This is a genomic window from Gemmobacter sp. (assembly GCF_016792925.1).
Taxonomy (GTDB): Bacteria; Pseudomonadota; Alphaproteobacteria; order Rhodobacterales; family Rhodobacteraceae; genus Gemmobacter.
Window position 1 is genome coordinate 1 of sequence record NZ_JAEULU010000032.1, and the last position, 12,849, is coordinate 12,849.

At 67.7% G+C, this 12,849-nt stretch carries 9 protein-coding genes; 2 read left to right on the plus strand and 7 right to left on the minus strand.

All coding sequences use genetic code 11. The annotated features are described in order from the left end of the window. On the minus strand, positions 1-746 hold a 746-nt coding region (locus JNN06_RS01695), incomplete at its 3' end, for a radical SAM protein (RefSeq protein WP_291237869.1). Between the two features lie 311 nt (positions 747-1,057). On the opposite strand from JNN06_RS01695, the gene JNN06_RS01700 reads away from it, so the two are divergent. Together JNN06_RS01700 and JNN06_RS01705 are read left to right on the plus strand one after the other, a co-directional pair. Then, the gene (locus JNN06_RS01700) at positions 1,058-3,040 is read left to right on the plus strand and encodes an AsmA family protein (protein WP_291237870.1); all 1,983 of its coding nucleotides are present in this window, start codon (positions 1,058-1,060) and stop codon (positions 3,038-3,040) included. 127 nt (positions 3,041-3,167) lie between these two features. Further along, the gene (locus JNN06_RS01705) at positions 3,168-4,754 is read left to right on the plus strand and encodes a GMC family oxidoreductase N-terminal domain-containing protein (protein WP_291237871.1); all 1,587 of its coding nucleotides are present in this window, start codon (positions 3,168-3,170) and stop codon (positions 4,752-4,754) included. Between the two features lie 62 nt (positions 4,755-4,816). Here the strand turns inward: JNN06_RS01705 and ribD are convergent, their stop codons facing one another. From ribD to JNN06_RS01735, 6 genes are all read right to left on the minus strand, one after another. Next, entirely contained in the window at positions 4,817-5,896 is a 1,080-nt protein-coding gene (ribD, locus tag JNN06_RS01710; RefSeq protein ID WP_291237877.1) for a bifunctional diaminohydroxyphosphoribosylaminopyrimidine deaminase/5-amino-6-(5-phosphoribosylamino)uracil reductase RibD, read from the minus strand. A 14-nt stretch (positions 5,897-5,910) separates the two neighbouring features. Next, positions 5,911-6,381, minus strand: a complete 471-nt coding sequence (gene nrdR / locus JNN06_RS01715) for a transcriptional regulator NrdR (RefSeq protein WP_291237872.1) — start codon at positions 6,379-6,381, stop codon at positions 5,911-5,913. A gap of 176 nt (positions 6,382-6,557) precedes the next feature. Further along, positions 6,558-6,935, minus strand: a complete 378-nt coding sequence (locus tag JNN06_RS01720; RefSeq protein WP_291237873.1) for a hypothetical protein — start codon at positions 6,933-6,935, stop codon at positions 6,558-6,560. A 482-nt stretch (positions 6,936-7,417) separates the two neighbouring features. Beyond that, positions 7,418-9,409, minus strand: coding sequence for an RNA polymerase sigma factor RpoD (rpoD, locus tag JNN06_RS01725; RefSeq protein WP_291237874.1), 1,992 nt, complete (start codon positions 9,407-9,409; stop codon positions 7,418-7,420). A gap of 183 nt (positions 9,410-9,592) precedes the next feature. Further along, a complete protein-coding gene (gene dnaG, locus JNN06_RS01730) occupies positions 9,593-11,614 on the minus strand; it encodes a DNA primase (RefSeq protein WP_291237875.1) in 2,022 nt (673 codons plus the stop codon). 43 nt (positions 11,615-11,657) lie between these two features. Next, positions 11,658-12,698: an amidohydrolase family protein gene (locus tag JNN06_RS01735; RefSeq protein ID WP_291237876.1), complete on the minus strand. Its 1,041-nt coding sequence runs from the start codon at positions 12,696-12,698 to the stop codon at positions 11,658-11,660. Positions 12,699-12,849 lie beyond the last annotated feature (151 nt).

The following is a 12,849-nucleotide window of genomic DNA, read 5'->3' on the forward strand; positions in this document are numbered from 1 at the left end:
GCGCCGAGCGAGCCCAGATCGCGGGCAAGGTCGGTGATATGCGCGCGGTGTTCGCGCCCGTCGCGGCCGGCGGTGGTGGCGTGCTTGAGGTCAACCCCATAGGCCGAAGTGTCCTGCGAGATGACCAGAAGTTCCTTCACCCCGGCCTCGACCAGCTTTTCCGCCTCACGCAGCACGGCATGGGCGGGGCGGCTGACCAGCCTGCCGCGCATGTCGGGGATGATGCAGAACTTGCACTTGTGATTGCAGCCTTCGGAAATCTTCAGATAGCTGTAGTGCCGGGGGGTCAGCTTTACCCCCGTCGCCGGCAGAAGATCGACAAAGGGATCGGGCGCGGGCGGCACGGCGGTATGGACCGCGTCCAGCACCGCCTCATACTGATGGGGGCCGGTCACGGCCAGCACCTTGGGATGGGCGCCGGTGATGTATTCCGGCTCGGCGCCAAGGCAGCCCGTCACCAGAACCCGGCCGTTTTCGCGCAGCGCCTCGCCAATCGCCTCAAGGCTTTCGGCCTTGGCCGAGTCGAGAAACCCGCAGGTGTTGACGATCACCGCATCGGCGCCCTTGTAATCGGGGCTGATCGCATAGCCTTCGGCGCGCAGCCGGGTGAGGATGCGCTCGCTGTCGACCAGCGCCTTGGGGCAGCCCAGGCTGACCATGCCGATGGTGGGTTGGCCCTCGCGGCGCTCGTCTGGAACAAGCGCGCGGGCAAGATCGGGGCGGAGGCTGGGCGGGTTCTGGCTCATGCCGCCCGCTATAGCCGCGAAACGCCTTGAGGCAAAGGGGGCGCTTGGCGGCAGGCGCGGCCCAGGGAGAGGGGGGCGCTCGCGCCCCCCGTCTGCTGCGCAGCCTCCCCCCTGAGGATATTTTTGAACAGATGAAATCCGTTCCGGGCATTCATCTGTTTCCAAATATCCGCAGGGGGTGAATGGGCCGCAAGGCCCAGAGGGGGCGCGCGCGCCCCCCACATTCTTCGCAGAAGAATGGCGGGCTTGCGCGGCGGCGGGGCGCAGGGCATGATTCGCGGCAAAAGAGCAGGCAAGAACAGGAGACCGACATGCGTTGGCTGGTGCGTGCGCTGGCATCGCTGGTGATGCTGCTGCTGATGCTGGGCATCATGGTGGTTCTGATGCCGAAGGATGGCGTGCTGGATCTGGCGGCGCGGCGCTTCGAGGCGGCGACGGGCCGCAAGCTGGAGATCGCGCCGGGGGCGAGGGTGACGCTCTGGCCGGTGCTGGGGGTCAGCGCCGGGCCGGTGCGGCTGGCCAATGCGCCGTGGGGCAGCACGCCCGAGATGCTGGTGGCGGAGCGCATCGACATCGGGCTTGACCCGCTGGGCCTGCTGGATGGCGAATTGCATATCACGGCGATCGAGCTGGCGGCGCCGCGTCTGGTGCTGGAGCGCGACGCCAAGGGGGCGGTGAACTGGCAGATGGGCGGGGCGGCGGCGGAGGGCACTGCCGCAGAGGGCAGCGCAGCAGGGGGCAGCGCCGCGCCTGCGGTCTTCACGCTGGATGCCTTGCGGCTGCGCGATGGCGAGCTGCGCTTTATCGACCAGGCGGCGGGGCAGGATGTCACGCTGACCGGCATCGACCTTGCCACCGCCATTCCCGATCTGGCGGGGCCGGTGGGCGTCACCGGCACGGCGCTGTTGCGCGGGCAGCCGCTGGAGCTGCGCGCCGATCTGGCCAGCCTTGCGGATGCCATGGCGGGGCGGGTGACCGATCTGGCGCTGAGCCTGACCTCGGGCGGCAACAGCGCGGGCTTTACCGGACGCGCGAGCCTTGCGCCCCTGATGGCCGAGGGATCGGCCACGCTGGCGCTGAATGACCGGCCCAGCCTCGCCGCGCTGGCGGGGCGCGATCTGCCCCGGCTGCCGCAGGGCTTTGGCGCCGAAAGCCTGACGCTGGAGGCGGGGGTGACCTATACGCCCGAGCGCAGCCTGCATCTGCGCGGGGCGGAGATCGTCAGCGATGGCCGCAGCCTCGCGGCCGAGATCGACTGGCTGCCGGGCAAGGTGCGGCCCCGGCTGGTGGCGCGGCTGACGACCGAGACGCTGGCTTTGCCAATGGGGGCTTTGCCGATGGGGGCTGGGCCGATGGGCGACAAGGCCGAGGCGGGTGCCCCGGACGAAGGTTGGCCGACCGAGGCCTTTGACGCCTCGGCCCTTTCGGCGCTGGATGCCGAGGTGGCGCTGGTGGCGCAATCGGTGCAGATCGGCGCCGCCCATCTGGGGCCGACGCGGGCGCGGCTGAACCTGGACGATGCCCGCGCGGTGCTGACCCTGACCGAGGCCGAGGCCTGGGGCGGCAAGCTGACCGGGCTGGTGGTGGTGAATGCCCGCAAGGGTCTGTCGGCCAGTGTCGATCTGACGCTGGCAGAGGCCGATGTGCAGGCGGCGCTGGCCGAGATGCTGGGCGTGCCGCGTCTGGCCGGGCGCGGCTCGGTCCGGCTGAAGCTGTTGGGGGTGGGGGCCTCGATGGATGCGATGATGCGCAGCCTGAAGGGTGAGGCGGGGTTGAGCCTGACCAAGGGCGAGATTGCGGGCTTCGATCTGGGCGGCATGTTGCGCACCATGGACCCCGGCTATGTCGGCGCCGGTCGGCAGACGCTGTTCGACAGCCTGAGCGTGACGGCGCAGATCGACGGCGGCGTGCTGCGCAGCGAGGATATGGCGCTGGTGGCCGAGCATTTCAGCGCGGGCGGCACCGGCACGGTGGATCTGGGGGCGCGGACGGTGGATTATCGCCTGTTGCCCCGGCTGGCCGAAGGCGGCGTGGTGCCGGTGCTGATCAAGGGGCCATGGGCCGTGCCCAAGGTGCGGCTGGATCTGGAATGGCTGGCCTCGGAACGCGCCAAGGCCGAGGCGGCGCGGGCCGAAAAGCTGGCGAAGGAGCGGCTGGAGGCGCTGGCGACCGAAAAGCTGGGCGTCACGCCGCGCGCGGGCGAAACGCTGGAAGAGGCCGCCAAACGCCGCGCGAGGGAGGCGGCGGGGGCCGAGGCCGGGCGCATTCTGGACCAGTTGTTACAGGAGAATTGAGCCGGCTTGTCGCCCGGCAGACCGGGCCGCCTAAGCCCCGCTTTGGCAAATCCTGCTTTAGGCTCTGCGCTTTGGATGATCCCTTGCCCTTTCGGGAGGCTGTTTCAGCCACAGGAAGGGCGCGGGCATGGACGGGTTTGATTATATCATCATCGGGGCGGGATCGGCGGGGGCGGTGCTGGCCAACCGGCTCTCGGCCGATCCGGCGCGGCGGGTCTGCCTGATCGAGGCCGGGCACCGCCCGCGCTCGGTGAAGGTGACGGTGCCGGCGGGCATCCTCGCGCTTTATGGGCGGCCGCATTACGATTGGGGCTTTGTCGGCGTGCCGCAGCCGGGGCTGAACGGGCGCAGCATTCCGGTCAATCGCGGCAAGGGGTTGGGCGGATCGAGCCTGATCAATTCGATGGTCTATATCCGGGGTGCGGCGCGGGATTATGACGATTGGGCCGCGCTGGGCTGCACTGGCTGGGGATGGGCGGATGTGCTGCCGGTGTTCAAGGCGCTGGAGGGCAACCAGAACGGCCAGTCGCCCGCCTATCACGGTTTTGAAGGCCCCTTGCGGGTGGAACGTCCGCAAGACCCCTCCCCCGCCTCGCGGCGCTTTGTGCGGGCGGCAGAGGAGGTCGGCCTGCGCGAAAGCGCGGATTTCAACGGCCCGTCGCAAGAGGGCGTGGGCATTTATGACGTGACGCAGAACCGGGCAACGCGCTGGTCCACCTTCAAGGCCTTTCTGGAACCGGCGCTGGCGCGGCGCAATCTGACGGTGCTGACCGGGGTCGAGGTGGAGCGGCTGGTGCTGGCGGGGCGGCGGGTCACCGGGGTGGCGCTGCGCGACGGGCGGGTGATCCCCTGCCGGGGCGAGGTGGTGCTGTCGGCGGGGGCCATTGGCTCGCCGCAGATCCTGATGGCCTCGGGCATCGGGCCGGGGCGGGCGCTGCGGGCGGCGGGGATCGAGGTGGCGCATGACCTGCCGGGGGTCGGCCAGAACCTGCGCGACCATGTGGATGGCATGATCACGCTGCGGTCAAAAAGCCGCGAGACGCTGGGGCTTTCGCTGGGCAATCTGCCCCGCCTCATGGCGGCACCGCTGCGCTATCTGGTGCAGAGGAACGGCATGCTGACCACGAATTACGTGGAGGCCGGGGGCTTTGCCCGCACGCCGCTGGCGGATGCGGAACCCGATGTGCAGTTCCATTTCGTGCCGGGCTATCGCAGTCCTCGTGGGCGGTTGGTGGAATATGGCCATGGCTTTGCCATGCATACCTGCGTGCTGCGGCCCCGTTCGGTGGGCGAGCTGCGGCTGGCGCGGCACGGCGCCAATCTGGCGCTGGAGATCGACCATCGGTTCTTCAGCGACCCCCATGATGCGCATGTGCTGGTGGAGGGCATCAAGCTGGCGCGGCGCATCCTGACGGCACCGGCCTTTGCCGCGCTGGGGGGCGTGGAGATGCTGCCGGGGCCGGGGGTGCAAAGCGATGCGGAAATCCTCGCCTATCTGCGGGCCGAGGCGCTGACCGTCTATCACCCGGTCGGCACCTGCAAGATGGGCGTGGATGCCATGGCGGTGGTGGAGCCCGAGGGGCTGCGCCTGCGCGGCATCGAGGGGCTGCGGGTGGCCGATGCCTCGGTGATGCCGACGCTGATTGCGGGGAACACCAATGCGCCCGCAATGATGATCGGCGAGAGATGCGCGCGGGCGATTTTGGGGCGGTAAAAGAGTGGGGGCTTTGCGCCCCCACACCCCCGCAGGATATTTGGGCCAAGATGAAAGCTAGGTCAGGTGCGCCAGAGGCTGAGCGTATCGGGGCCGAGGGCTTGGGTGGTGAGAAGGGTGAGGCGCGGAGCCTCTGACAGGGCGCTGAGGGCGAGCGGGCCAAGGGCGGCGCGGCCCTCGGCACCGATCAGGGCGCCTGCGGTGAATTGGGCGAGTTCATCCACCAGCCGGGCGCGGATCAGCGCGGCGGCGAGATCGGCCCCGCCTTCGCAGAAGATGCGGGTGAGGCCGCGCACGGCGAGCGCTTGCAGGGCGGCGGTGAGATCGGCATGGCCCGCCTGATCGGGAACTTCGATCAGCTCGGCCCCGGTGGCGCGCCATGCGGCGCGGGCTTGTTCCGGCGCGGCGGCGGTGTGGATCAGCCAGACCGGCACTTCGCGTGCCGTGCGGCCCAGGCGACTGTCAGGCCTGTGGCGCAAGCGGCTGTCGATCACGATGCGGACGGGCTGGCGCGTGGCGCCCATCTCGCGCACGGTGAGATCGGGGTCATCGGCCAGGGCGGTGCCGGAGCCGACCATGACGGCATCATGGGCCATCCGCATGGCATGGACGGCGCGGCGGGATTGCGGGCCGGTGATCCAGCGGCTTTCGCCGCTTTGGGTGGCGATGCGGCCATCCAGCGTGGTGGCGAGTTTCAGGGTGACAAAGGGCAAGCCCTGTTCGATGCGCTTGAGGAAACCGGCATTCAGCTGCCGCGCCTCGCGGTCGCAAATGCCCTCGGTGACGGCGATGCCCGCCGCGCGCAGCATGGTGTGCCCCTTGCCCGCCACGCGGGGGTCCGGGTCGGTCAGGGCGGTGACGACGCGGGCCACCCCCGCCTCGATCAGGCCAAGCGCGCAGGGCGGCGTATGGCCGAAATGGGCGCAAGGTTCCAGCGTCACATAGGCGGTGGCGCCACGCGCCCCCTCCCCCGCCTGATCCAGCGCCCGGCGTTCGGCGTGGGGGCGGCCACCCGGTTGGGTCCAGCCGCGCCCCACTATGCGGCCCCCACCGGAACCGCTTGTCACGATCACACAGCCCACCGCCGGGTTTGGCCATGTGTTGCCCAAGCCCCGCGCCGCGAGGGCGAGGGCTGTGCGCATATGGTCGGTATCGCTCACTCTTCCGGCAGGCCCGTCGCGGGGCGCAGTTCGGAGACGAATTTATCGAAATCGTCTGCCGCCTGGAAGTTCTTGTAAACGCTGGCAAAACGCACGTAAGCCACGGTGTCGATCCGCGCGAGGCTTTCCATCACGATCTCCCCGATGGAGCGGGAGGGGATGTCGGTCTCGCCCAGGGATTCGAGCCGCCGCACGATGCCGGAGATCATCTGGTCGATGCGCTCGGGGTCGATCGGGCGTTTCTGCATGGCGATGCGGATGGAGCGTTCCAGCTTGTCGCGGTCGAAATCCTCGCGCTTGCCGGAGGATTTGATCACCACCAGATCGCGCAGCTGAACGCGCTCATAGGTGGTGAAGCGGCCCCCGCAGGCCGGGCAAAAGCGGCGGCGGCGGATCGAGACGTGATCCTCGGCCGGGCGCGAGTCCTTCACTTGGGTGTCGATATTGCCGCAGAATGGGCAGCGCATTGGCCGTCCCCCTTTGTTTCTGACTGTCTGCCTCGTGTCCGGGGTTCCTTGAAGGCGGACCCCAGTTATCCACAGACCCTAGCGCAGGGGGGCAGGTTTCGGCTAGTGCCAATTTCGCGCCACAGCATATGGGGGAAAAACTGTGGCGCGCCGGACTCAGGCCGACGGCAGGGGCGTCAGCGCCAGAAGCGGCTGCGCTGGCTGGCGCAAAGCGACTGGGCGAAAGCCACGCTGACCGAGCCGTCATCCTCGCCGAACAGGAAGAGGCCGGTTTTGCCGGCGCTGGCGGCGGCGGAAGTGGTGAAGGTGACCCCCTGGCCCGCGCGGCGCGGCGGAGCGGAGGCGCGCCAGATGCGGGCATGGGCGGGCAGGCGCAGCACGCTTTGGGCATAGGTGCCCGCGGCGCAGAAGGCCATGGAGGCGGAGAGGCCGGGCTGGGCCAGCACCTCGAACCCGTCCCCCCGCGCCTCGACCCGCGCGCCCTGGGTGGTGGTAAAGGCCATGGCGGGGGCGGCCAGAAGGGTCAGAGCAAGCGGCAGGGTAAAGCGGAACATGGGGCACGGCCTTTCGGTGATTTGGCGCAAGTCTACCGCGTTCAGCCGCAGGATGTAAGGGCGCAGCGGTCACGATGGCGCGTGCGGGGCGGGCATGGCGCCTTTTGGCATGGGCGGATCGGGAAACGCGGCGCGTTTCCCCGCCCATGTGGAAACGCCGGTGCAAGGCCGTCGCCGCCCGTGACCGCGAGGCCAGCGCCCGCCCGGCGGGTGGCTTTGGGCCACCGGCCCAAACGTGGCAAAGGTGCCGCGTGACCTCGGCGATGGCCTCGGTCAACCGGGGACGGATCAGAAAACGCATCCCGTTTCCCCGGCCCTGTGGAAACGGCCCGGCAAAACCGTTTCGGCGCCATACTACACCGGCCAAACGTGGCAACGATGTCGCATGACCTCGGCGATGGCCTCGGCCATCGTTGCGGTATGAGAGAGGGGAAACGCCATGCCCCCAAAAGCAAAACGCCCCCTTCCGGGGGCGTTTTTCATCACTGATCCAGGAAGCTCCGCAGTTTGCGCGAGCGGCTGGGATGTTTCAGTTTCCGCAGTGCTTTCGCCTCGATCTGGCGGATGCGTTCGCGGGTCACGCTGAACTGTTGGCCCACTTCCTCCAGCGTGTGATCGGTGTTCATGCCGATGCCGAAACGCATGCGCAGCACGCGTTCCTCGCGCGGGGTGAGCGAGGCCAGCACGCGGGTGGTGGTTTCCTTCAGGTTTTCCTGAATGGCGCTGTCCAGCGGCAGGATCGCGTTGGTGTCCTGAATGAAATCGCCCAGTTGGCTGTCTTCCTCGTCGCCAATCGGGGTTTCCAAGGAAATCGGCTCCTTGGCGATTTTCATCACCTTGCGCACCTTTTCCAGCGGCATTTGCAGCTTTTCGGCCAGCTCCTCGGGGGTCGGCTCGCGGCCGATCTCGTGCAGCATCTGACGCCCCGTCCGCACCAGCTTGTTGATCGTTTCGATCATATGCACCGGAATGCGGATGGTGCGGGCCTGATCGGCGATCGAGCGGGTGATGGCCTGACGGATCCACCAGGTCGCATAGGTCGAGAACTTGTAGCCGCGGCGGTATTCAAACTTGTCCACCGCCTTCATCAGCCCGATGTTGCCCTCCTGAATCAAATCCAGGAATTGCAACCCGCGATTGGTGTATTTCTTGGCAATCGAGATCACCAGACGCAGGTTGGCCTCGACCATTTCCTTCTTGGCCTGCCGCGCCTCTTTCTCGCCCTTCTGGACCTGCTGCACGATGCGGCGGAATTCGGAGATGTCCACGCCGACATATTGGCCGATCTGCATCATGTCATTGCGCAGCTCTTCCAGCTTGTCGCGGCTTTTCTCTACCAGCGTCTGCCAGCCGCGCCCGGATTTGGCGGCCATGCGGTCGATCCAGGACGGGTCCAGCTCGTAGCCCTGATATTCGTCGATGAATTCGCGGCGGTTGATGCGCGCGGCATCGGCCAGCTTCACCATGCCCGAATTGATCGACATGATGCGCTTGTTGATGCCGTAAAGCTGGTCGATCAGCGCCTCGATCCGGTTGTTGTTCAGATGCAGCTCGTTCACCAGCTGCACCACTTCCGAGCGCAGCTTCTGATAGGTGGCTTCCTCATCGGCGGTGAAGCGCGCGGCGGTGCCGCTCATGGTGGCGCTCATCCGGCGGTCCTGCATGTCGGAGAGCGTCTCGTAATCCAGCGCGATGCGTTCCAGCGTCTCCAGCACCTTGGGGCGCAGGGCGTTTTCCATCGCGGCCAGCGACATGTTCGAGGCCTCGTCATCCTCGTCGTCATCCTCGGCGCGGCTGATCGGGTTGCCGTCGGCATCCAGCTCCGGCTCGGCAGAGGTGCGGCGCGGGGCCGAGGGCGCGGCGGAGGCCATATCGACCTCCTCCAGCCCGCCCATCTCCTCGTCACCGTCCAGGCTGCGGCCAAAGGTGGCCTCCAGGTCGATCACGTCGCGCAGCAGAATGTCTTCCGACAAAAGTTCGTCGCGCCAGATGGTGATGGCCTGAAAGGTCAGCGGGCTTTCGCAAAGGCCCGCAATCATGGTGTTGCGGCCGGCCTCGATGCGCTTGGCGATGGCGATCTCGCCCTCGCGCGACAGGAGTTCGACGCTGCCCATCTCGCGCAGATACATCCGCACCGGATCGTCGGTGCGGTCAAGCGTTTCCGCCGCCGCGCCCGCCAGCGCCACCTCGCGCGAGCCGGAGGCCTGCTCGACCAGCTCGCCGCCGGTTTCGCCCTCTTCGGCCTCGTCATTCTCGACCACGTTGATGCCCATTTCCGACAGCATCGCCATGACATCCTCGATCTGTTCCGAGGAGGCGCTTTCCGGCGGCAGCACCGCGTTCAGCTGGTCATAGGTGATATAGCCGCGCTCGCGGGCATCGGCGATCATGCGCTTGACGGCGGCCTGGCTCATATCGAGCGAGACATCAGCTTCCTGATCCTCGGGTTTGCCGTCGTCGGTGTCTTTGACCATGGGAGCTCCTGGAGGGCGTCTGGTGGGCGTCGGGCGTCTGGGGCGGGTGCGGCGGATGCGAAATCCGAATCACCTGCGTCGAAATCGAATCAACCCTGCGAATCAAGGAAGGGCAAGGGGGGTGCGTGCGCCCATCCGCGCCGGAGTGCAACGGGGGGTGCGATTTTGGCTCGGTGAGAGCCGCTATTTTCTGGCCTTCCCCCCCCGGGTGAAATCTATGCTGTCCCAGGTGCGCTTGGCGTGATCCAGCTCGTCCCGGTCCAGTTCGACCCCGTTGGGCGCCACCACGCCTTCGGCGCGGGCGGCTTCGGGGCCTTTTTCGGCATCGGCCACGGCGCGGGCGGCCTGACTGACGCGCCAGGTGAGGCCCTCATCGGCCAGCCCGCCGATTTCCTCGGCGGCGTCGCGCAGCTCGGCCTCGGCGCCCCATTGCGCCAGCAATTTGGCCAGTTCCATCGCCACGCATTTCTCGGCGCAATCGGCATCGCCCCGGCGCAGGATATGCGGCTGGATGCGGATTTGGGGATCGGCCAGCAGGGTTTCAAGGGCCTCGCCCGCCGCGCGCGCCAGACGGGTGGCGCAGGTGTCGGGGTCGGCGTCATGAGCATGGACCAGCACCACCTGCCGCAAATGGCGATGGGCGGGGTCTTGCACCACCAGCCGTTCGATCTGGCTTTCATGCCGGTCGATCAATTGCGGATAAAGGCAAAGCGTCGCCAGCACCACCGAAAGGCGCAGCCGCAGGATGCCATCTTCCTCGGCGCTGGTGGCCAGCATGGAGGACAGCGTGGTCGCCACCGGCTCCACCGCCTGAAAGCGCTGACCAAAGCCCGCCCCGCCACGGCTGCCGCGCCCGCCTGCGGGACGAAAGCCACCCGGCGCGCCAAAGGGGCGCTCGGGGTCGCGGGCGGGGCGGCGGCCCCGGCGGAACAGCGACCAGCGCAATTCCTTGATGTCTTCGCCGTAATGGCTGCGGATCGAGGGGTCCTGAATCCGGGCCAGCGCCGCGCGCAGGCGTTTGTCCAGCGCGGCCTTGCGTTCGGGGCTGTCGAAATCCTGCCCCTCGGTCTCGCGCTTCCACAGCAGTGTCACCATGGGCAGCGCCTGATCCAGCACCTCTTGCAGCGCGGGCGCGCCCTTCTGTTTCAAGAGGTCATCGGGGTCGAGCCCCTGCGGCAGCACCGCAAAGCGCAGGCCCTGCCCCGCCTCCAGCAGCGGCAGCGCCAGGTCGATCACCCGCAGCGCGGCGCGCTGGCCTGCGGTGTCGCCATCCAGCGTGATGATCGGCTCGGGGCTGATGCGCCACATCAGGCGCAGCTGATCTTCGGTGATCGCGGTGCCAAGCGGCGCCACGGCGGCGGGAAAGCCCGCCTCCACCATGGCGATCACATCCATATAGCCCTCGCCCACGATGAGCGGGCGGCCCTTGCCCGCCGCCTCGCGCGCGGGGGCATGGTTGAACAGGTTGCGCCCCTTGTCGAACAGCTCGGTCTCGGGGCCGTTGAGGTATTTGGCGCGGGCGTTGGGGTCGAGCGAGCGGCCGCCGAGGCTGATGGCGCGGCCGCGCGCATCGCGGATCGGAAAGATCACCCGGGCGCGGAAGCGGTCATAAAGGCTGCCATCCTCGCCCTTGGCGATCATGCCGGTGGCGACCATCAGATCGGGCGGCACGCCCTTGCCCTTGAGGGTGTTCAGCAGCGCGTTGCGGCTGTCAGGCGCCCAGCCGATCTCCCAGCGGTCTTGCGCCTGATCCGACAGGCGGCGCTTTTGCCCGACATACTCGCGCGCCATCTGCCCGGAACCGGCGCGATATTGCAGGCGGTAGAATTTCACCACCTCCTCCATCACCTCGGCCAATTGGGTGCGGCGGTCGGCCTTTTGCGCCGCCTGCGGGTCGCGGGCGGGCATCTGCATGCCAGCCTCGCGGGCCAGCATCTCCACCGCCTCCATGAAGGACAGGTTTTCGGACTCTTTCAGGAACCCCAGCGCATCGCCCTTCGCATGGCAGCCGAAGCAGTAATAAAACCCCTTGCGGTCATCGACATGGAACGAGGCGGATTTTTCCTGATGGAAGGGGCAAGGCGCCCAGAAATCGCCCTTGGCCTGATTGGATTTGCGCATGTCCCATGTGACCTTGCGGCCGACCACGCTGGAGAGCGTGACGCGGTTGCGAAGCTCATCAAGGAATCCGGGTGGCAGGGACATGCCCTCTATATCGGGCTTGGGGGGCGCGAAGTCCAGAGGCGCCTCAGCCCTCGCCCAGCCAGGCTTCCGGGTTGGTCTCGGCGATCTGCCGGAACAGCGCCTCGCCCAGGCCCGCGCGCAGCCGCACCGCGACGGCGCGTTCCGACAGCTCCTCCTGCCGCGTCATGTAGAAATCCGAGCCGAACAGAGTGCGTGCGCGCAGGCGCGGATGGTCAAGGAACAGGCGCAGGAAGGGCAGGAAGGCCTCGGACTGGAACAGGGTATAGGACACATCGGTCCAGAGGTTCGGAAAATCGCCCGATTCGATCATCTCGCGCAGGGTGACCAGAAAGTTCCGGGCGCGGGCATGGGGGTCATAAGGGTTCAGCCCCTCGGTGATATAGGCCTCCCAATCGCATTGCCCGCCCATATGCGCCAGATTGACCTGAAGCCGCGGAAAGGCGCGCAGCACCGGGGCAAAAGCCATGGGATGCGAAAAGGCATCGGCATCGGCGCGCGTCACATTGCCGGTGACGCCCCCGCGCGAGCAATGCGAGACGAGGGCGAGGCCGCGGTCATTCAGCCGCGGGTAGACCTCGCGCATCAGCACCGGGTGATCGGGGGCAAAGCCCAGACGGGGATAGAGTTTCAAGCCCCGGAACCCCAGCTCCTCGATGCAGCGCCGCACCTCCTCTGCCGCGCCGGGCAGGCGCGGGTCGCAGGTGGCAAAGGGGATTACGAGGCCGGGCCAGGCGCGGGCCATCTCGGCCAGCTCGTCATGCTGCTGGGCCAGGCTCGCGCGGCACGCCCCCTGCCCCATGCCGGCCATCTGCATCGGCAAGACCACGAAGCGAGTGCCGCGCGGATATTGCGCCACCAGTTGCGCAAAAATGTCAGCCTGCGCGGGCAGCCGCGCCTCCTGCTGGAACCGGTGCAGGCGGCGCAGGCTGGCCGCCGCCCCCTCCTGCCCCAGCAGCCGCGCGGCGAAAGCCAAGCCCTTCACCAGCCCCGGCGCACGTTTGAACGGCATCAGCCCCCAATGTGGATAGCGCGCCGGGATATGGGCATCGGTGAAAGTATGGGTGTGGCAATTGGTGATGCGCATGGCGAGGCTCCGCAGGGATGGCCTGCCAGCCTCGCGCCAAGGCGTAAAATCGCGCCTGCGCCTGCGCGCGTTCCGCGTTTGTCTCGCGTCGCAGCGGGGCGCTTCGCCCCCGCACCCCCGAGGATATTTTTAGACAGAAAAAGGGCAAAGA

Excerpts from the sequence above, each read along its gene's own strand:
- JNN06_RS01700 (WP_291237870.1), top strand. The coding sequence starts at position 1,058 with ATGCGTTGGCTGGTGCGTGCGCTGGCATCGCTGGTGATGCTGCTGCTG.
- JNN06_RS01705 (WP_291237871.1), top strand. The coding sequence starts at position 3,168 with ATGGACGGGTTTGATTATATCATCATCGGGGCGGGATCGGCGGGGGCG.
- ribD (WP_291237877.1), bottom strand. The coding sequence starts at position 5,896 with ATGCGCACAGCCCTCGCCCTCGCGGCGCGGGGCTTGGGCAACACATGG.
- nrdR (WP_291237872.1), bottom strand. The coding sequence starts at position 6,381 with ATGCGCTGCCCATTCTGCGGCAATATCGACACCCAAGTGAAGGACTCG.
- JNN06_RS01720 (WP_291237873.1), bottom strand. The coding sequence starts at position 6,935 with ATGTTCCGCTTTACCCTGCCGCTTGCTCTGACCCTTCTGGCCGCCCCC.
- rpoD (WP_291237874.1), bottom strand. The coding sequence starts at position 9,409 with ATGGTCAAAGACACCGACGACGGCAAACCCGAGGATCAGGAAGCTGAT.
- dnaG (WP_291237875.1), bottom strand. The coding sequence starts at position 11,614 with ATGTCCCTGCCACCCGGATTCCTTGATGAGCTTCGCAACCGCGTCACG.
- JNN06_RS01735 (WP_291237876.1), bottom strand. The coding sequence starts at position 12,698 with ATGCGCATCACCAATTGCCACACCCATACTTTCACCGATGCCCATATC.